The sequence below is a fragment of the Methylocystis sp. SC2 genome (assembly GCF_000304315.1).
In the GTDB taxonomy this organism is placed as follows: domain Bacteria; phylum Pseudomonadota; class Alphaproteobacteria; order Rhizobiales; family Beijerinckiaceae; genus Methylocystis.
This window is the reverse complement of record NC_018485.1, coordinates 3,186,380-3,206,734: the sequence shown is the minus strand read 5'-3', so window position 1 is coordinate 3,206,734 and position 20,355 is coordinate 3,186,380. Positions and strand designations below refer to the sequence as shown.

The following is a 20,355-nucleotide window of genomic DNA, read 5'->3' as shown; positions in this document are numbered from 1 at the left end:
TCGCTACACGGCGAAGCTTCAGCGAGTAGCCGCCCGTCGCGCCTTGGACAAAAAGAAAGCCGCGCTAAGGCGCGGCTTCAAGTTCGCTCGAAGGATCCGAGAGTTAAAACGATTTGGTCGAATGAACGGCGGCGGATTTCCTGACGCCGATAGAGGCCGGCGGCGTCGGAATGTTTCCCGCTTCCTTGTTAGGACGCGCCAATTTTTTCACGCTGTTGGTGGGGCTTGGGTCCGAGGCTGCCAGCGCCGAGAGGTCGCGGTGGTCGCTGCGCATCGGCGCCATTGCGACGACGCGGGTCTGCCGGCTTTCGTCGGCGGTCTTCGCCCCGGCCAGGGTCCCGGCTGGCGATTTGGCGGCGGCTGAGCCAGCGACTCGGGTCGGCTTCTCGTCGAGGGTGATTTCGGTCGGCGGAACGATCGTCTCCGGGCGGCTGACCTCTGGAATCCGCGACGCAAAGGCCGGATGCTGACCGCCGTCCTGATAAACGATCCGCACCGGCTTCACGCCGCTTTGCGCGAGCTGGGCGATCTTGGCTTGGTCCTTGGCGCTCTTCTCGGCCACCGCCTGGGCGATCTGCGGATCCTGCTTCAGCGGCGGACAGGCGGCGTTCGGATCGAGGTTTGCGGCGCCCTCGGCGTTGAACACGTAACGCCGGTTGCAGAAGGCGACCTGCGGCTCCTGCAAGGTCACTTCGAAATGATCGGAGCCTTCCTTGAGCTGCTTCCAGAAGTCGATGTTCGGGTCGAGACGATGCTTGGCGAGATTTTCCGCCGTCATCTTGAAGGGGAAGGATTGCATCTGGATCGCGCGTTGACCGCCGGCGAGCGACGAGCGGGCGATCGCGTAGATCTCGGCGATCTGCTTGTCCGTCATCGAAAAGCATCCGGCCGACGAGCAGGCGCCATGCACCATGATGTCGCCGCCGGTGTGGCCAAGGGCGCGGTCGAGCGCGTTCGGATAGCCGACGTTGAACGACAGATAGTAGCTTGAGTTCGGATTCATCTGCGCCGGGCCGATGGCGTAAAAGCCTTCCGGCACCTGGCGGTCGCCCTGGCGACGCTTGGGTCCGAGCTGACCCGACCAGCGGCACATCGGAAAGGTCTTCAGATGGACGTAACGGCCATCGGACCGCATCTTCCAGATTTCGAGCTCCGCTTCCTTTTTGTAGGCGCGGATCAGCATCGGCGCTTCCTTGGTCGTGCCGGCCTGCTCCATCAGCGCGACGGTCTCGGAGGGGATCGGCGCAAGCGAGCGATGCGCGAGACCGCTCTGCTCGCAGGCCGAGAGCGCGAAGGCGGCGAGGACGGCAAGCCCCAGCGCCGGCGCAATGCCTCGAGTCTTCATCATGTCCCCTCTGGCGGCGCAGGCGCCTCGCGAAGGTCTCGGAAGCGAGCCGCCGCGCCTGATCAGAAAAAACAAATAATGGGACGAGAACGTGTCCAAATCAGCGGAGAATCGCGCGTCTGCGCGCTTTTAGGCCAATTTTCTGGAATTTACGTTAACGCTTCTCTTCAAGTTTCCGGCCCATGGCCAAAAACTTCTCGGCGCGGAATTGTCTCAGCTGTTCGCGCGACAAATTCGCCAGGCCGGCAAGTTCCTTGGCGAGCGCCTCTCCGACCGCGCCAATGGCCGCCTGAGGATCGCGATGGGCGCCGCCCGGCGGCTCCGTCACAATCAGGTCGATGATGCCGAACTTTAAGAGATCCTGCGCGGTGATTTTCATGCTCGTCGCCGCCTCTTGCGCCTTGGCGGAATCGCGCCACAGGATCGAGGCCGAGGCTTCGGGCGACGCGACGGTGTAGACCGAGTGCTCAAGCATCAGCACTTTGTTGGCGGCGGCGATCGCGATCGCCCCGCCGGACCCGCCCTCGCCCACCACCACGGCGACATTGGGCACGCCGAGCATGAGCGATACGTCAGTGGAGCGGGCGATCGCCTCGGCCTGCCCGCGCTCTTCGGCGTCGATGCCCGGAAAAGCGCCAGCCGTATCGACAAGCGAGACGACCGGCAGGCCGAAACGGTCGGCGAGCTCCATCAGGCGGACCGCCTTGCGATAGCCTTCCGGCCGCGCCATGCCGAAATTGTGATGAAGACGGCTCGACGTGTCCGAGCCCTTCTCCTGGCCGATGACGCAGATCGGCTCGCCGCGGAACCGCCCGAAACCGCCGACGATCGCGAAGTCCTCGCCGAACAGCCTGTCTCCGGCGAGCGGCGTGAACTCGTCGACAAGCTGCCGCACATAGTCAGAAAAGTGAGGCCGCTGCGGGTGCCGCGCGACCTGAATCTTCTGCCAGGGCGTCAGGCCGGCGTAGAGATCCGCGAGCGCCTTCGCGGCTTTGGCCTGGAGCTTGCTGAGCTCCTCGCCGATCGACACGGCCTCTCCGTTTTCGGCCAGCGCGCGCAGTTCGTCGACCTTGGTTTCGAGTTCCGCGACGGGCTTTTCGAAGTCGAGATAGGAGCGCATTGCGGCGGCGTTTTCCTTTAGGCGAGGGTCGCCTCGCGGGCGCGGGCAAACTCGCCGCAACCGGCTTTGAAGTCAAGGAACACAAAGCGCCGGCGGCGCGGTTGCGAATTTCGAATTAGAGCTTCAATGTCGCGGTCGACAGGGCAGATTTCCGATGCGGGAATGATCGTTCCATGGCGTCTGCGCAAGAACCGTTTAGCCGCTACATTCACGCGCCCGACGGGCTCCGCTTGCATTATTTCGACTATCCGGCGCCGCCGGGCGGCGGGGGTGCGCTCCCGGTCGCCTGCCTGCCGGGGCTGGCGCGCTCGGCCGATGATTTCGACCGCGTCGCCAGGACGTTGCAAGCCGACGGCCGGAGGGTTCTCGCCCTCGACTATCGTGGCCGCGGCGGATCTGACTGGGATCAGGACTGGCGACGCTACGACTTCAACGTCGAACAGGACGACATCAAGGCTCAACTCGCCGACGCGGGCGTCGGGGAAGCGATCTTCATCGGGACGTCGCGCGGCGGCCTTCACACGATGCGCATCGCGGCGCGCCGGCCCGGCGTCGTGCGCGGCGCGGTGCTCAACGACATCGGACCGAAGATCGAGCATGCCGGCCTGCTGCGCATCAAGCGCTATGTCGGCAAGCTGCCGCCCATTCCGTCTATGCGCGAAGCGATCGCGCTGATGCGAATGACCGCCGGCGTCGATTTTTCAGGCGTTTCGCCGCAGGAGTGGGAGGACTATGCGCGCCTGACCTTCGTCGAAAAAGACGGCAAGGTTCAGCTGCGCTACGATCCCGACCTGTCGCATACGCTCGATGGCGTTGAGCCCGACGTCGCGCCCGCCGAATATTGGGACGACTTCGCCGCCTTGTCCGATGTTCCGATTCTCGCCCTTCGCGGCGCGAACTCCGACATTCTCTCGCCCGAAGTCTTTGACGAGATGGCGCGGCGCGCGCCGCGCCTGGAGCGGGCCTGGGTCGAAGGCCAGGGCCATGCGCCGCTGCTGCTCGATCAGCCGACGATTTCGCGCATCGCGGACTTCGTGCGCCAATGTCCGTAAATCGCACAGCCGATCGATGGAGCACGTTCCGAAAAAGTTGATAGGCTTTTTCGACTAGAACAAGATTTCTATTTTGAGCGATTCCTGATCGATCACATGATTCCATGTGATCGGGAAGCGCTCTAAGGGGCGTAGCCTTGCGCTTGATTGAGCCGTGAGATCGCGACGCCGACATTGATCTCGGCGTTCGCCTCCATGCGCTGCGCTTCGAGTTGAATTTGGCGCACGCGGTAAAGATCGAAGGCGCTGATCTCGCCCAGTTTGAAGGCTCTGCGCGACAGTTCGAACTGGTCGTTGGCGACGGTAAGACGGCTGTTGGCCAGTTTCGCCGCGCGCTGCGCCGCCGCCAGCGCTTCGCGCGCCGCCTTTATTTCCGCAAAAACGACTCGCTTCGCGCGCTCATATTCGGCCGTGGCGCGATCCATCTCGGCGAGCGCCTCGGCGCGCCTCGGCTCATTTCGTCCGGCGGTCGGCAGTGGAATGCGTAAGCGGACGCCAACTGTCGTCGCATCGGTGCGTTGGTTGGTGATACGTTCAGACGGATCGAGCGATCGGTCGGTCGCATATTGATCATTATGTTCCTGCCGCCCGAAAATACCGATCTCGGGGCTGTCGATCGGCGTCGCATCGACAAGCTCCACCTGGGCGCGCGCGCGCGCCAGCGCCGCGAGAGGCGTGCGCAGCGCCGGGTGATCCTCAATGTCGATGGGCGGCCGGACCGACTCCAGCGCGCCATCAGGCGGCGCGCCGCCGGTCAAGGCCATGTAGGTGATCCGCGCGACTTTCACCGCGCCCTCGGACTGCGCCAGCTCCGTTTCGGCGGCGAGCGTTTCATTCTTCGCCAGCAGCGCATCGGTCTGGGCGGCGTCGCCAAGCTCCACGCGGCGAGTCATATCGGCGCCGATGTCGCGCGCGGTGGCGACGCGATTGCGTGCGACGGAAACTTCCCGCGCCGCGCGCTGCGCGTTCCACCATGCGTCGCGCAAAACGCCGGCGACTTCCAGTCGGCGAAGCGCCAGCCGCTCTTCAACCTCGACGAGACCGGTGGACACCGTGCCCGCGAAGGCGTCCCGCTGTCCGGGCAACCACAAGGGCATGCCGGCCTCGATTTCGGTTTCATTGTAGTTGCGTAAATTGCCGGCGGCGGCGTTACGCTGATAGCCCGCGAAATAAGGCGATCCGGGGGTGATCGAATTGGCCGTCGCGTAGCGCGCCGATATGGCGCGAAACTGCGCCTCGAGCGAACGGCTCTGCGCATCGACCAGGACGGCCATCTCAAGGTGTTTCGCCAACACGCCGCCGCTTCGCCTGGCCGGCGCCCGAACACGGGCTTTCTTGGGCGATGTCGCGGGCGGTTTCTTGGGCGCAGCTTTGACAGACGCTTTGATCTGCATCTCCGCCGGCTCGCCCTGCTCCTGCGCAAAGACTCGCGTCTCGAAAGGCGAAGCGAACGCAACCAAGAAAAACGCCGTGTAGACCGCGCCCATCCTCATGCGCGCGCGTCCTCGCGCGCACGCATTGGCGCTGGTCGCCGCATCGCGCGCGCGCGGAACTTCTGACGAATGACCAAGCCGAGATTGGCGGTGCGATCGTAAAGAATCGGCAGCAGGATCAAGGTCAACACCGTGGCCGAGATCAGCCCCCCGATGACGACGATGGCGAGCGGGCGCTGGATCTCGGCGCCGGGCCCATGCGCGAACAGGAACGGGATCAAGCCGAAGGCCGCGATGGTCGCGGTGAGCAAGACGGGCCGCATGCGCCGACGCGCGCCCTCCAACACCGCCTCGCGCGTGCTGCGCGTGCCTTCGGCCACAAGCTTGTTGATGTAGGAGATGAGCACGACGCCGTTGAGCACGGCGATGCCGACAAGCGCAATGAAGCCGACCGACGAGGGCACTGACATGAATTCTCCCGACAGCCACAGGCCCAAAATGCCGCCGATCGCCGCGAAGGGCACATTGCAGAACACCAGCGTCGCCTGCAGCACCGAGTTGAAGGTTAGATAAAGCAAGAGGAAAATCAGCGCCATCGCGATCGGCACGACGATCGCGAGCCGCGCCGATGCGCGCTGCTGATTCTCGAATTGGCCGCCCCATTGATAGCGATATCCCGGCGGCGTCTTTACGTTTTTGGCGACGGCCTTCTTGGCCTCGTCGACGAATCCGACAAGATCGCGTCCCGTCACATTGGCGAGGACCGTGGCGAAGCGACGGCCTTCCTCACGAATGATCTGGATCGGTCCGTTCTCCACGCGCACGTCGGCGAGTTGCGACAGTTCGACGACTTTGCCTTCAGATGAAACCATCGGCAGCCGCGCGAAGTCGACGGACGAGCGGCGCGAGACTTCAGAGCCGCGGATGACGAGCGGCGTGCGGATCGGCCCTTCGAGGACGATGCCCACCGGCTGACCGTCGACCCATACGCGCAGCGCGTCCTGAATCTCGCCGGCGTTGAGGCCAAAGCGCCCGGCGGCCAGCCGGTCGACGCGCGCCGTGAGATAGCGCATGCCGTCGTTCTGCAGGCCAAACACGTCGCGCGCCCCCCTGATCTTGCGCAAGGTCGCCGCGACCTCGCGCGTGAGACGATTGAGCTCATCGATATCATCGCCAAATATCTTGACGACGACGTCGCCGCGGGCGCCGATGATCATTTCCTGCACGCGCATGTCGATCGGCTGCGAAAAGGCGTAGGAAATGCCCGGCATGCTGTCGAGCACGGCGCGAATCTCGCCCATCAGCCAATCTATATCCTTGCCGCGCCATTCGCTTTGCGGCGCCAGCGTCAGGAAATTATCGGTGTCGTTGAGGCCGACCGGATCGATGCCGAGTTCGTCGGCGCCGGCCCGGGCCATCATGCCCTTGACCTCCGGCACCCGCTCCATGATCGCGCGCTGAATGCGCATGTCGGTCTCCGCGGCCATATTGACGCTGATCGTCGGATGTTTGCGGATGGTGATGACGGGCGTGCCTTCGTTCATCACCGGCATAAAGGTCTGGCCGATGCCCGCATAGGCGGTGAAGGCGACGACGAGGCCGATGACGGCGGCGGCGCCGACGATCAAGGGCTTGTCGAGCGAGCGCTTGAGCAAGGGCTCGTAGACGGCGGCGATCTTGCGCACCAGCCACGGCTCGTCGGCGTGGCCCGGCTTCAGCAGCGTCGCGCTGAGCGCCGGCACGACGGTAAGGGACAGCAGGAGCGCCGATCCGAGCGCAAAGGCGATGGTCAGCGCCACCGGCGCGAACAGCCGACCTTCGAGTCCTTCGAGAGACAGCAGCGGCAGGAACACCGTGACGATGATGATGACGCCGGACGTGAGCGGGACGGCGACCTCGCGAGTCGCTTCGAGAGTCATGAAAATGCGGTCGGAGAGGCTGACGTCATGCGCATGCGCCATGCGATGTTCGACGTTTTCGACGACGACGACCGCGCAGTCGACCAGAAGTCCGATCGCGATCGCCAGACCGCCGAGCGACATGATGTTCGCCGAGAGGCCCCACCAGCGCATGACGCCAAATGTCGAGAGCGCGGCGAGCGGCAAAATGACCGAAACGACGACCGCGGCGCGAAGATCGCCAAGGAACAAGACGAGCAAGATGACGACGAGGACGATCGCCTCGATCAGCACCTTCTGCACGGTCCATACCGCTTTGCCGATCAATTCGCTGCGATCGTAGAAGATTTCGATTTTGGCCCCGTTCGGCAGCGTCGGCTCGATTTCGGCCAGGCGCTCCTTCACGCCATTAACCACCATGCGCGCGTCCGCGCCGCGCAGGCCGAGAACGAGTCCCCACACCGCCTCGCCTTCGCCGTTGCGCACGACAACGCCGTTGCGTGGCAACGCGCCGTTGCGCACGTCGGCGACGTCGCCGACGCGCACGATGCCGGTGTCCCGCGCGGCGATGACGACGGATCGGATCTCATCGAGCGACCGCAGGCGGCCTTCGGCGCGCACCAGCAGCGCTTCCTCGCCATCGCGCACGCGCCCCGCGCCGTCATTCTTATTGTTGTTGGAGAGCGCCGACTGGAGCATCTCCACGGTGACGCCGCGAGACGCCATCGCGGCAGGCGAAGGCGCGACTTCAAACGTGCGCACGAAGCCGCCGAGCACGTTGAGATCGGCGACGCCGGGCAGGCCGCGGATGGCGGGGCGTATCGTCCAATCGAGCAGCGTGCGTTGCTCCGTCGGCGTGAGATCGCCGCCGACGATGGTGAACATCACCATCTCGCCAAGCGGCGTGACGATCGGCGCGAGGCCGCCGGAAACGCCGTCCGGCAACTGGCTTTGCGCTTGCGCCAGACGCTCGTTGACCTGCGCGCGCGCCCAATAGATGTCGGTCCCTTCGGAAAATTCGAAGGTGATCAGCGTCACCGAATAACGCGTCGTCGAGCGCATGCGAACGAGGCTGGGAATGCCTTTCGCCGCGATCTCGATCGGGACGGTGACGCGCGCCTCCAACTCCTCTGGCGTGAGGCCCGGGGCGCGCATCGCGACCAGCACCTGCACCGGCGCGACGTCAGGGAATGCGTCGATCGGCAGTTTGAAATAGCTGACGGCCCCCCAGGCGGCGAGGCCGAGCGCGCCGAGAAAGACGAGCAGCCGCTGCTGGAGCGCGACACGGATCAGTCTTTCAAGCATCGCGCATCATCACCTTTCGGCCTCGGCGAGTTCCGCCAGCAAGGTCAGCAGGCCGCGGGTCGCGACGCGCTCGCCCGCCTTGAGCGCGCCCTGGACGGACGCGGACTGCGGCGTCTCGGAAAGTAGCGTCACCGGGGTCGCGACAAAGCCTTCCGGCGAGCGCACGAACACCCAATTGTGATTTTTGAAGTTCACCAGAGCGTCCGCGGAAACCCGCCACTGCGTATCGCCGCCGCCTTTAAGGCGCAGGATCGCCTGGACCGCTTGGCCAGGGCGCAGCGGACTCGCTCCCGTCCGAAATTCGGCGACGGCCGTGACCGACTGCGTCGCCGCGTCCACGGTGCGGCCGATGCGGATGAGTCTGCCGTCGATGCCCGCCAAGGGCACATGCACGCGGGCGACGTTGTCGAGCGCAGCGGCGCGGCCAAGGGGCACCTGCAGATTGACCCAAATGGGGTCGAGCCGCGCAATCGTGATGAGCGGCGCCGACGCCTGCACGCGTTCGCCCGTCGTGCCGTGCCGCTGCAGGACGGTGCCGGTGACCGGCGCGCGCACGACGAGCGAGCTCGCCAGCTTGCGCTCGCGCTGAAGCGAATCGATCTCCTGATCGGTCATGCCGGCCAGCGACAGAATTTGTCTGCGCTCATCCAGCGCCGAGCGCGCCTGAGTCGCCTCGGCGCGCGTGACGATCAACCGCCGCTCGGCGATGATATGTTCCTTGAACAGCTGCTCGTCGCGCCGCAGCTTCTCGGCCGCGAGATTCGCCTCCGAGACAGCGTGCAGGAAGGCGCGCTGGGCCTCGATGAGCTCCGACGACTTCAGCGTCGCGATCGGGGCGCCCTGTTTGACATCCTCGTCGATTGCGACGAGCAGAGTCTCGACCAGGCCGGCGGCGGGGGCCGCCACGATCAGCAGCTGTTGCGGCGGCACGGCGACGACGCCCGGCACGACGAGTTCGCCCATGCCCGACTCCCGCTCGATGGGCTGAGTCTCGACGCCGGCGACGCGCATCTGATCTTCGCTGATTTTGACGAGGATCGGCTGCAGGTTCTGTGTCTCGGCGGGGGCGGCTTGCGCTGGTGGGGCGCTGAAGCTCAGAAGGCCGCCGAGAATGAAAAAGCCCGAGAGAATGCAAAGGCCAAAGAAAGGAGCAGGCGCCCGCCGCATGTGTGTGATCATGAACCTTCGCTTTACAGGCCGTCCGCCTGCCTTCCGCTGTCGAGGGCAGCGGGACGCGTTCCAGAGGCGAAGCGGTGCGCACTGAAGTGACGCGCGCAACAGCGGCCGCCGCATTCCTACGGCGCCGCGATGACGTTTATCTTGCCCGGACGCGGCGACGGGCTCAAGGCAATTCGGCCCTTCGCCGGAGATTTTCCAGAAAAAATAGCTTGCGCGTGCGTGTTTTCGGCCGCTCCGACCGTCGCAAATCAGCGTGCAGGTCCTATAATCATTCAAGAAACCGTCACCCTAGCCCTGAGGAGCGCAATGCGTCATCCTTCGACCGCCGCCATTCGGCTGGCCGATTACCGTCCTGCGGATTTCGCGATCGATTCGGTCGAACTCGATTTCAGCCTGCATCCGAGCAAGACCCGCGTCTCCGCGCGACTGGCGCTGCGCCGCAATCCAGCCGGGGATTCTTCAGCGCCACTCGTGCTCGACGGCGACGAGTTGATGCTGCTGGGCGTGAAGCTCGACGGCCGCACGCTCGGCCCCGGCGAATATGAGGCGACGCAGGATCGCCTTACTCTCGCCAAAATTCCCGACGCGCCTTTCACTCTGGAAATCGACACGGAGCTCAATCCGAGCGGCAATACGCAGCTTTCCGGGCTCTATCGCTCCGGCTCGGCCTATTGCACGCAGTGCGAGGCGGAAGGTTTTCGCCGCATCACCTATTTCCTAGACCGGCCCGACGTGCTCAGCGTCTATACCACGCGCATCGAAGCCGACAAAAGCGAAGCGCCGATCCTGCTGTCGAACGGCAATCCGGTCGAGCATGGCGACGTCGCAGGAAGCAATCGCCACTACGCTCTCTGGCGCGATCCGTTCCCGAAGCCCTCTTATCTGTTCGCGCTCGTGGGCGGCGATCTGGGCGTTGTGCGCGACGGATTCACGACGATGTCGGGCCGTGGCGTCGAACTGGCCATCTACGTCGAACATGGCAAGGAATCGCGCGCAGCCTATGCGATGGACGCGCTGAAGCGCTCGATGCGCTGGGACGAAGAGAAATTCGGCCGCGAATATGATCTCGACGTGTTCAACATCGTCGCCGTCTCGGACTTCAACATGGGCGCCATGGAGAACAAGGGCCTCAACATCTTCAACGACAAATATGTGCTCGCCTCGCCCGACACCGCGACCGACGGCGATTACGCCGGCATCGAAGGAGTCATCGCGCATGAATATTTCCACAATTGGACGGGCAATCGCATCACCTGCCGCGACTGGTTCCAGCTCTGCCTCAAGGAAGGGCTGACGGTTTTCCGCGACCAGGAGTTTTCCGCCGACATGCGTTCGCGCGCGGTGGAGCGCATCGGCGACGTGCGCGGCCTGCGCCTCGCGCAATTTCCCGAAGACGCCGGTCCGCTCGCGCATCCCGTGCGTCCGGACGTCTATCAAGAAATCAACAATTTCTACACGTCGACCGTTTACGAGAAGGGCGCTGAAATCATCCGCATGTTGCGGACGTTGATCGGCGAAGACAACTTCCGCCGCGGCATGGATCTCTATTTCGAACGCTTCGACGGGACGGCCGCGACGATCGAAGATTTCCTCTCCTGCTTCGCCGCCGCATCCGGACGCGACCTGACGCATTTTGCGCTTTGGTACAGTCAGGCGGGAACGCCTGTGGTGACGACGTCAGGCGACTACGATCCCGCCGCCGGAACGTTCGCCTTGAAGCTGCGTCAGCAGACGCCCCCGACGCCTGGCCAAAGCGAGAAGAAGCCCGTCGTCATTCCGCTGGCGCTGGCGCTCTTTGGCGAGAATGGGCAAAAGCTCGATCTCGTCAGCGAAGACGCCGCGCCGACCGAACTCGCCCGTGGCCTGATCGAACTCGACCGCGCCGAGCGCGCCATCCGTTTCCGCGAGATTCCGTCACGGCCCGTGGTCTCGCTGCTGCGCGGCTTTTCCGCGCCTGTGCGCCTCGAGCCCGCGCCGACGAGCGAGGATCTCGAACGACTGCTCGCCTGTGACGACGATCCGTTCAATCGCTGGCAGGCGTCGCAAAGCCTCGCCTTGCGGGCGATCTTCGGTCGGCTCGAAACCGGCGCGTTGGAAGCCCGAGGACTGAGCGAAGCACTGCGAACGCTGCTCGCCAAGGCCGAGGACGATCCGGCTCTGGTCGCACAGGCGTTGTCGCTGCCGTCGGACATCGACCTTGCGCGCGAAAAGGGAAGCGACGTCGACCCGGATCAGCTCTTCGACGCCCGCATGGCGTTGCGCGCGGAGATCGGCAGGTCGCTCGCTTCAGAGCTCGACGCGATCTACGCGCGCTTTTCCGCCGCCGGCGCCTTTACGCCCGACGCCGCGAGCGCGGGACGCCGCGCTTTGCGCAACGTGACGCTCGATCTTCTGGCTGCGGGCGACGCTGAAAAAGGCCGATCCTTGGCCACGGCGCAGTTTGAAGCCGCGGGGAATATGACCGACAAGCTCGCCGCGCTGGCGACATTGGCGCTTCTGGGCGGCCATGCGCGCGAGGAGGCCTTCGCACGGTTCTACGACCAATATGCCGGAGACGCGCTCGTCATCGACAAATGGTTCTCGCTGCAGGCGATGATTCCGGAAGCGGCGACCACTCAGCGCGTATTGGGTCTGATGACGCATCGGGAATTCTCGATGAGCAACCCCAACCGCGTACGCGCTTTGATCGGCGCCTTCGCGAACGGCAATCTCACGCGCTTTCATGCGCTCGACGGATCAGGATATGATTTGCTGACGGCCGTGGTTCTCGAAGTCGATCCGAAGAATCCCCAGGTGTCCGCACGGCTTCTCTCGGCGCTGCGGTCCTGGCGCACGATGGAGTCGCGGCGCCGCGGCCTCATTGAAGCTCGGCTCAAGCATATCGTCGCGCAGGAAAATCTTTCGGCGGACTTGCGCGACATCGCCACGCGGGCGCTCGGCTGATGCGCTTGGCTGAGGCGCCTAAAAAAGAGTCGTTAACGTCGCGTTAAGATCTGGACAATCGCGCGTCGAGAGATTCGAATGAAGGTGATTCGCTCGTAAGCCGCGTTCGCATCACAATCATTTCGGAGGCTATCGATGGCGCGCGCTCCCGCTGCCCGCGTGAAGACTCACGCCCATACTGTGTGGGGAGCGTACAGGTTCGACGAGGACGGCGCAAAGCGGCCGAAGGACTTCTCCTGGCTGCGCCCTTTGGCGTTCGCCGCCTGCGCGGTTTGCCTCGTCTCTCTCGCCGCCTTTGTCGTGTCGCTGACCAGCGCGATGCAGGATCGGCTGGTCGAGCAGGCCGTCGACGATCTCGACCTTTTCGTGCGCGCCGTGTCGCAGGACCTGCGCGATAAAATCAAGACCGACGCGCAAAAGCCGTTCGGCGCGCCGCTCGATCAGCTCGTGCCGCAAGGCGCGCTCGCGCGAGGGCGACGCGTTCTGGTGACGGACGAGCGCGGCCGCGTCGCCGCCGCCTTTCCGCCGATGCCGTCGAAGGATCTGACGCTGTCGCAAGCCATCGGCGCCGAAGACGCGCTCCTCGACTTCGCCGACAACGCCGGCGTCTTGCGCGTCACTTTGCCCGATGGCGTTCCGGCGCTCGTGAGCGTCAGGAAGCTTCCGACGCCATTCGGCCAGGTGGCGATGATTTATCCCGTCGACAATGTGCTCGGCGAATGGCGCGTGATCGCGTCCCGCTATGCGCTGCTGTTCGCCTGCACCACGCTGCTGCTGCTCGTCATCGTCCTCGCCTATTTCCGCCAGAGTTGGCGCCGTCAGGAAGTCGAACGCGCCAACACGCTGATCCGCAGGCGCCTCGAGGCGGCGCTGTCGCGCGGCCGGTGCGGCCTGTGGGAATGGGACATTGCGCGCGGCCGGATCTACTGGTCGGACTCCATGTATGAAATGTTGGGCCTGCCGGCCGAGCGCCGCTCGCTCTCCTACGCCGAATTGAGCGCGCTGCTGCATCCCGACGACGGCGATTTCCAGACGATGGCCGACATGGTCGCGAGCGCGCGGACGAATAGCGCCGATCACGAGTTTCGGCTGAAGAACGCCACGGGCGAATGGATCTGGCTGCGCGCGCGAGCGCAGATCGTCGAAGACAGTCGAGAAGCCGGCAAACATCTTATTGGAATCGCCATCGACGTTTCGGAGCAACGCGCGCTCGCCGAACAAACGGAGATGGCCAATTTGCGCCTGCGCGACGCGATCGACGCCATTTCCGAAGCCTTCGTGCTGTGGGACTCCAAAAACCGACTCGTGACCTGCAATTCGAAATTTCTCTCGCTGCATGGCCTTTCGCTGGAAGCCGCATCCGCCGGGGCGAACTATCGGCAGATCATGAGCTGCGCCATCGCGCCGCTGATCCGCACCCAGGTCGCCTCGCCCGACGGACCTTCGCCGGACGCCCGCACCTACGAGGCGCAGCTCATCGACGGGCGCTGGCTTCAGATCAACGAGCGCCGCACCAAGGACGGCGGCTATGTTTCCGTGGGCGCCGATATTACGGCGCTGAAGCGCAACGAGGAGAAGCTGCGTGAATCGGAGCGCCGCCTCACCGCAAGCGTCGCCGATCTGACCCGCTCGCGACAGACGCTGGAGATGCAGGCGCAGCAGCTCGCGATTCTCGCCGAGCAGTATCATCATCAAAAGGCCGAGGCGGAGGCCGCCTATGTGGCGAAATCGGAATTCCTCGCCAATATGAGCCATGAGCTGCGCACGCCGCTCAACGCCATCATCGGCTTTTCGGAAATGATGGAGGCGGAGCCTTTCGGCGCGCTCGGTTCGCCAAAATATCGCGAATATTGCTGCGGCATACGCCAGGGCGGCAATTACCTCAACGAAGTGCTGTCCGACATTCTCGACATGTCGCGTCTCGAAGCGGGCCTCATCCGCCTCGCCGAACGGGAGATCAACGTCGCGGAGGCGCTGCGCAAAGCCGTCGGAGCCTGGCGCGCGCGCGCCGAAGCAAAGAACATCGAACTTGTCGCCGACGCCCGCGAAAACCTGCGTTGCGTCGGAGACGAAGCGGCGATCGTCAAGACGCTGAGCATCTTTCTGTCGAACGCCGTCAAATTCAGCGAATCCGGACGCGTCGTGCGGGTGCGCGCGCGCGCCCACGGCGGCGCGATCGACGTCTATGTCGAGGATTCGGGACGCGGCATCGACCCGCGCGCCATCCCCAAGCTCGGCAAGCCGTTCGAACAATGCGCCGATCTGATGGAAAACGGCATGCGCGGATCCGGGCTCGGCCTCGCCATCGCCCGCGCCCTCATCGAGCTGCATGGCGGCGCGCTGCGCGTCCGCTCCCGTCTTGGAGAAGGCACCGTCGTCATGATGCGCTTGCCGGCGGCCTCCGCGACGGTGACCCCATTGAAGGCGCGCGCCGTCGAAGCGGCCGCGACCGCGCAGACCGCGCCTTATGCGCGCTCCATCCGCGCCGCCGGACCGACCGTTGTGCGCATCGCCGGCAGCGATAGCGCCACGCGCAATCCAGGCGCATTGTCTTCTATCCGCAACGCGCCGTGATGCATCCGCGCAACCGCCGCCGCCAGCGACAGGCCGAGACCTGAGCCTGGCCGCGAACGGGAATTCTCAAGCCGCACAAAACGTCCCACCACGCGCTCGCGATCCGATGGCGCAATGCCGGGTCCGCGATCCGCGACAATGATTTCCACGCGATCGCCGACGCGCCGCGCGTCGATGGCGATGCGCGGCTCATCGCCTGTCCCGCCATATTTCAGCGCATTGTCGACGAGATTCACGAGCGCCTGCCCGAGCAGTTCGCGGCTGCCGGTGACCGCAAGTCCGTCCTGCGCCGCCACGTCGAGGCGGACGCCCTGCTCTTCGGCGACGGGCTCGTACATCTCGGCGATGTCGCGCACGACGGCGTCGGCGTCGAAGCTCGCCATATTGTCGCTGGAATAGCCGGCCTCGGCGCGCGCGATCATCAATAGCGCGTTGAACACGCGGATCAGGTTGTCGGATTCTTCGATCACGGCGGCGAGCGCCGCGCGATGCTCGCTGTCGTTCGAGCCTGCCCGCAACGCCGCCTCGGCGCGGTTGCGCAATCGGGTCAACGGCGTCTTGAGGTCATGGGCGATATTATCGGAAACTTCGCGCAAGCCGGCCATCAACTCGCTGATGCGCTCGAGCATGGCGTTGAAGTTTTCCGCCAGCCGGTCAAGCTCGTCGCCGGCGCCCGAGATGGCGAGTCGCTCGTGCATATCGCCCGCCATGATGCGGCGGGCCGAGCCCGACATCACGTCGACGCGCTCCAGCATGCGGTGCGAGACGAACAAGCCGCCAAGCGCGCCGACGAGCGCGAGCCAGAAGAGCGACACGCCGAGCGCGCGACGCAATATGCCGCGAAGCACTTCATGATCTTCGATGTCATGGCCGATAAGCAGGCGAAAGCCGCCGGGAAGCAGAAACAGCCGCAGCAAGGCCGGATGCTTGTCGCCCGGCTCGCCGCGTCGCTCATAGGTCGTCTCGACGAGTTCCGTGCCGCCCGACGGCGTGAAATTCGGCGGCTCGATGTTGCCGACGATGACGTCTCCGGCATGACTCGAGAGCAGATAGAGCGAACCGCCGGGCGCGCGCACGCGGCGCTCCACCGCATTGGCGAGCTGGCGCAGGCCGCCCTGCGCATATTGTTCGGACAGCGCCCGTATTTCTGCGTCGACGGTCTGCTCGATCTGTTCGTCGAGAACTTCCTTGACGCGTGCGCCGACGCGCGCGAGCACGAGGCCCGCGCCAATCGAGAACAGCACGAGATAGGCGATCGACAGTTTGAACGCCGTCGTGCGGAAAAGCTTACCGAGCGCCGTCACGGATCATATACCCAGCCCCGCGGATGGTGTGCAGAAGCGGGTTCTCGCGGCCTTTGTCGATCTTGGAGCGCAAACGGGAAATATGCACGTCGATGACATTGGTCTGCGGATCGAAATGATAGTCCCAGACATTCTCGAGCAGCATGGTGCGGGTCACCACCTGGCCGGCGTGTTTCATCAGATATTCCAGCAGCCGGAACTCGCGCGGCTGAAGCACCACCTCCTGGCTGCCGACCGTCACCTTGTGCGACAAGCGATCGAGCTCCAGATCGCCGACGCGATACTGGGTTTCTTCGCCCTTGGGCCCGACGCGGCGGCGCGCCAGCGCCTCGACCCGCGCCAGCAGTTCCGAAAAGGCGTAGGGTTTTGGCAGATAGTCGTCGCCCCCGGCGCGCAGACCCTTCACCCGGTCGTCGACCTGGCCGAGCGCGGAGAGAATGAGCGCCGGCGTCTGAACGCCCTGCTCGCGCAGGCCCGAGATCAGCGACAGCCCATCCATCTTGGGCAGCATCCTGTCGACGATCAGCACGTCGTAACCGCCTTCGCTGGCGCGTCCATAGCCGGCAAGCCCATCGGCGGCGTGTTCGGCGACATGGCCTTGTTCGCGGAACGCCTTGACGAGGTATTCGCTCGCTTCGCTGTCGTCTTCAATGATCAGAATGCGCATGTTTCACTATAGCTGAGATTGCAAAAAAACGGCAGGCCGGCGCATTGCGCGCCAGCCTGCCCCGCGTTCGGGCGCCAGGAGGGGACTGGCTCTGCCCGACGCTCTTCGTTGCGGAGACCGGCTGCGGGCGGGTGCAGTGACGACGGCCTCAACGCAAGAAGTCCCTTAAGCCGCCCTAGCCGGCGCCGCCTTTCACCGGAACGGCGATGAACTTCGCGCCGTCCGCGGATTTCACGCGCAGCAGCACCGAACGCCGTCCTTCCTTGCGCGCCGCCTCGAGCGCCGAGGCGAGGTCGCCACGGGAGCTCACCGGCTGCCCGGCGGCCTCGACGATCACGTCGCCCCTGCGCAGTCCCTTTTGCGCGGCGGCGCCGGAGGGATCGAGATCCGTCACGAACAGCCCTTGCCGGCCTGCGCCGCGGACCTCAGCCGCCGGGGCGACCTCGAGCCCAAGGCCGGACAGTTCCGGTCCGTGCTCCGAAAAGCCTTCGTCGTCGGCGCGCGCTTCGCGTTCGTCGGGCAGCGCGCCGAGTTTCAGCTTCACCGTCTTTTCGACGCCCGAGCGCAGATAGGTGATGTCCGCCGTCTTGCCCGGGCCGAGGGCGGCGATGCGGCGCGCGAGATCGCGCGACGTGTCGATCTTGTCGCCGTTGACGGCGACGATGACGTCGCCAGACTTCAGGCCGGCCTCTTCCGCCGGCGCGCCCCGCTGCGGCTGCGCGATCAGCGCGCCTTTCGCGGACTTCAGCCCCATGCTGTCGGCGATTTCCGGCGTCACGTTTTGAATCTTGACCCCAATCCAGCCGCGCGACACGGAGCCTTTATCCTTGAGCGCCGCGACCACGTCCTTGGCCACCTCGGCCGGAATGGCGAAGCCGATGCCGATCGAACCGCCGGAAGGCGAATAGATCGCCGTATTGACGCCGATCACATTGCCGCGCGAATCGAACGCCGGACCGCCGGAATTGCCGCGATTGACCGGCGCGTCGATCTGCAGGAAGTCGTCGTAAGGGCCTGCGCCGATGTCGCGCCCGCGCGCCGAAACGATGCCGGCGGTGACCGAGCCTCCGAGTCCGAACGGGTTTCCGACCGCGATCACCCAATCGCCGACGCGCGGCGCCGCGGAGCCCCAGTCGACATAGGGCAGTTTTGCGCCGTCGCTGATCTTGAGCAGCGCCAAATCGGTGCGCTTATCCGTGCCGACAACCTTGGCGGGCAGCGTTCTTCCGTCGTCGAGCGCAACCTCGACTTCGCTGGCGTGCTCCACAACGTGGTTATTGGTGACGACATAGCCGTCCGGGCTGATGATGAAACCAGAGCCCTGCGACATCGTCATGTGCTTTTGCGGACGGCCCCCTTGACCTTCTCCGAAGCGCTTGAAAAAGCGGTACATCGGGTCGTCGGGCGATACGTCCGGCATCTCGAAGATGCCGCCCTGCTGATCATCGACGGCTTTGACCTTGATGGCGACGACCGCCGGCTTGACCCGCTCGACGACGTCAGCAAAGGAGGCGGGTCCGGCGGCGGTGACAGAACCTGAAAGCGGCGCTTCGGCATAAGCCGGCGTCAGCGGCGCCGGACCGATCGCGGCGCCCAGCGCGAATGCGGCCGCAGCGCCCATCAGCGCCAGACGGGACGCGCGGCGCGGCGCTGCAATGGCGCGGTCGCGAGGATTGTTTGCGATAGGCATTCTCAAAATCTCCATCTTGAACGACGCCGCGTGGAGGAGGGAGCGCAACGTCGCCGCAGGATGAAAGATGGAGATTGCCGCTTTGCCGGCCAATGGCGGCGGGATGAAACTTTCGTAAGGCGCTAGGCCCAAGCAAACGGTGGCGGGCGGCTGCGCCCGAAACGCGCGCGGCGCGAGAGCCTTGGCGACGCGCCTTCGCCGTGACGGCGGGCGGCGTTCACAGCCAGCGGGCGCGGCGCAGCCGATAATACAGATAGCCGCAGATCGACATCGTCACGCCAAGCACGACGTAATAGCCATACTCCCACTGGAGTTCGGGCATGTGCTGAAAGTTCATGCCGTAGATGCCGGCGATGGCGGTGGGCACCGCCAGAATCGCGGCCCAGGCGGCGAGTCGGCGCGAAATGTCGGTCTGCTGGATCTGCGCGTTCATCAGGCTCGACTCGAAAGCGAAGGCGAGCGTCTCCCGCATTGTGTCGATGCGTTCCTGAACGCGGCGCAGATGGTCGCGAACGTCGCGAAAATGCGGCCGCATTTCCCGATCGATGGCGACGACGTCGCTGCGCTCCAAGCGACGGCAGACGTCCGAAAGCGGCGTCACGGCGTTGCGCAAATGCAAGAGGTCGCGCCGTAAACTATAGAGCTGCTCGATTTCCGGCGTGCCCATCGTCGTCGCGAGAACATGATCCTCGATGTCCTCGACCTGACAGTTGATCGCGTCGAGCACCGGAAAATAGTTGTCGACGATGAAATCGAGAATGGCGTAGACGATGAAGTCCTCGCCCTCCGAGAGCCGTTCCGCGCGCGCTTCGCAGCGTTCGCGCACATGCGCATAGGAGCTCGACGCGCCATGGCGCACGCTCACGACATAGCCGGCGCCGATAAAAATATGCGTCTCGCCAAAAGCGATGCGGCCGTCGACCATCTGCGCGGTGCGCGCGACGATGAAAACGCTGTCTTCATATTCTTCGAGCTTGGGAAACTGATGCGCCTTGACTGCGTCCTCGATCGCAAGATGATGCAACGCGAACTGTTCGCCGACGCGCTCCAGCAGCTCTTGTGACGGCTCGTGCAGTCCGATCCAGACGACATAGCCTTCGCGCTTGGTCCACTCTCCGGCCGCATCGATCTCGATATCGGCGATCTTACGTCCCCCGTGATAGACCGCCGCCGCGACGACCCCGGCTTCCGTAGGCTTTGTCGCGGTCGCTCGCTCGTCCATGCGAATCCTCGACCGGTCAGGACGGCTTCGATCCGCCGCGCGCCACGCCGACTTTTGCGGGGCGCAACACGCGTTCGCCGATCATGTAGCCTTGCTCAACGACCTGAGCCACCGTGCCCGCGGGTTGCGTCTCGTCGGGAATTTCGAACAGCGCTTCATGCTGATTGGGATCGAAGCGCGCGCCTTGGGCGTCGATCTTCCTCACGCCGAAGCGCGCGAGCCGGGCAAGAAAATCACGCTCCATCACGTCAACCCCCTCCAGCAGCGACGCGACCGCCGGCTCGGCGCGCGCCTGCTCGGGCACGCTCTCGATCGCGCGGCGTAGATTATCGGCGAACGACAGCATCTCCCGCGCGAAATTCGCCACGCCATAGGTTTTCGCATCGGCGATCTCGCGCTCGGCGCGACGGCGCACATTCTCGACTTCGGCGAGCGCGCGCAGGAGCTTGTCCTTTAACCCTGCGTTTTCGGCATAAAGATTTTCGAGCTCGGTGAACGGCTCCGGCTGCGCAATGTCGGATTCGGCCGACGGCTGCGACAAGGACGAGGGCTCTGCGCCCCCCGGATTTTCCGTCGACTCAGCCTTCTTGTCCGCATTCGTTGGATCGCTCATGCTGTCACCA

13 protein-coding genes are annotated in these 20,355 nt (G+C 64.7%); 3 read left to right on the top strand and 10 right to left on the bottom strand.

Features of this window, described 5'->3' with window-relative positions:
- Window positions 1–103: 103 nt before the first annotated feature.
- On the bottom strand, window positions 104–1,348 hold the full coding sequence (locus tag BN69_RS15500) for a L,D-transpeptidase family protein (RefSeq protein WP_244434976.1): 1,245 nt from the start codon (window positions 1,346–1,348) through the stop codon (window positions 104–106).
- 151 nt (window positions 1,349–1,499) lie between these two features.
- A complete protein-coding gene (locus tag BN69_RS15495) occupies window positions 1,500–2,465 on the bottom strand; it encodes an acetyl-CoA carboxylase carboxyltransferase subunit alpha (protein ID WP_014892589.1) in 966 nt (321 codons plus the stop codon).
- Window positions 2,466–2,638: 173 nt separating this feature from the next.
- Between BN69_RS15495 and BN69_RS15490 the strand changes: the two genes are divergently transcribed.
- Window positions 2,639–3,517: an alpha/beta fold hydrolase gene (locus tag BN69_RS15490; RefSeq protein ID WP_014892588.1), complete on the top strand. Its 879-nt coding sequence runs from the start codon at window positions 2,639–2,641 to the stop codon at window positions 3,515–3,517.
- A gap of 122 nt (window positions 3,518–3,639) precedes the next feature.
- Here the strand turns inward: BN69_RS15490 and BN69_RS15485 are convergent, their stop codons facing one another.
- The 3 genes from BN69_RS15485 to BN69_RS15475 are packed head-to-tail and all read right to left on the bottom strand — an operon-like array spanning window position 3,640 to window position 9,332.
- Window positions 3,640–5,010, bottom strand: a complete 1,371-nt coding sequence (locus BN69_RS15485) for a TolC family protein (RefSeq protein ID WP_014892587.1) — start codon at window positions 5,008–5,010, stop codon at window positions 3,640–3,642.
- Window positions 5,007–8,153, bottom strand: coding sequence for an efflux RND transporter permease subunit (locus tag BN69_RS15480; protein WP_014892586.1), 3,147 nt, complete (start codon window positions 8,151–8,153; stop codon window positions 5,007–5,009). The genes BN69_RS15485 and BN69_RS15480 overlap by 4 nt, the downstream gene beginning before the upstream one ends.
- 9 nt (window positions 8,154–8,162) lie before the next feature.
- On the bottom strand, window positions 8,163–9,332 hold the full coding sequence (locus BN69_RS15475; RefSeq protein ID WP_014892585.1) for an efflux RND transporter periplasmic adaptor subunit: 1,170 nt from the start codon (window positions 9,330–9,332) through the stop codon (window positions 8,163–8,165).
- 306 nt (window positions 9,333–9,638) lie between these two features.
- On the opposite strand from BN69_RS15475, the gene pepN reads away from it, so the two are divergent.
- Window positions 9,639–12,275 carry an aminopeptidase N gene (gene pepN / locus BN69_RS15470; RefSeq protein WP_014892584.1) on the top strand — a complete coding sequence of 879 codons (2,637 nt, stop codon included), beginning with the start codon at window positions 9,639–9,641 and terminating at the stop codon, window positions 12,273–12,275.
- Window positions 12,276–12,410: 135 nt separating this feature from the next.
- Complete coding sequence (locus BN69_RS15465) at window positions 12,411–14,849, top strand: PAS domain-containing sensor histidine kinase (protein WP_014892583.1); 2,439 nt, start codon at window positions 12,411–12,413, stop codon at window positions 14,847–14,849.
- Here BN69_RS15465 and BN69_RS15460 read toward each other — a convergent pair.
- From BN69_RS15460 to grpE, 5 genes are all read right to left on the bottom strand, one after another.
- Window positions 14,741–16,153: a sensor histidine kinase gene (locus BN69_RS15460; RefSeq protein ID WP_041927005.1), complete on the bottom strand. Its 1,413-nt coding sequence runs from the start codon at window positions 16,151–16,153 to the stop codon at window positions 14,741–14,743. The two genes, BN69_RS15465 and BN69_RS15460, sit on opposite strands and share 109 nt — an antisense overlap.
- Window positions 16,137–16,820 (bottom strand): response regulator transcription factor, encoded by a 684-nt coding sequence (locus BN69_RS15455; protein WP_014892581.1) that lies wholly within the window; start codon window positions 16,818–16,820, stop codon window positions 16,137–16,139. Before BN69_RS15455 ends, BN69_RS15460 begins: the two co-directional genes overlap by 17 nt.
- Window positions 16,821–16,995: 175 nt before the next feature.
- Window positions 16,996–18,510, bottom strand: coding sequence for a Do family serine endopeptidase (locus BN69_RS15450; protein WP_371212375.1), 1,515 nt, complete (start codon window positions 18,508–18,510; stop codon window positions 16,996–16,998).
- A 217-nt stretch (window positions 18,511–18,727) separates the two neighbouring features.
- Window positions 18,728–19,732 carry a magnesium/cobalt transporter CorA gene (gene corA, locus BN69_RS15445; RefSeq protein WP_014892579.1) on the bottom strand — a complete coding sequence of 335 codons (1,005 nt, stop codon included), beginning with the start codon at window positions 19,730–19,732 and terminating at the stop codon, window positions 18,728–18,730.
- 16 nt (window positions 19,733–19,748) lie between these two features.
- On the bottom strand, window positions 19,749–20,345 hold the full coding sequence (gene grpE, locus BN69_RS15440; protein WP_014892578.1) for a nucleotide exchange factor GrpE: 597 nt from the start codon (window positions 20,343–20,345) through the stop codon (window positions 19,749–19,751).
- Between the last annotated feature and the right edge of the window lie 10 nt (window positions 20,346–20,355).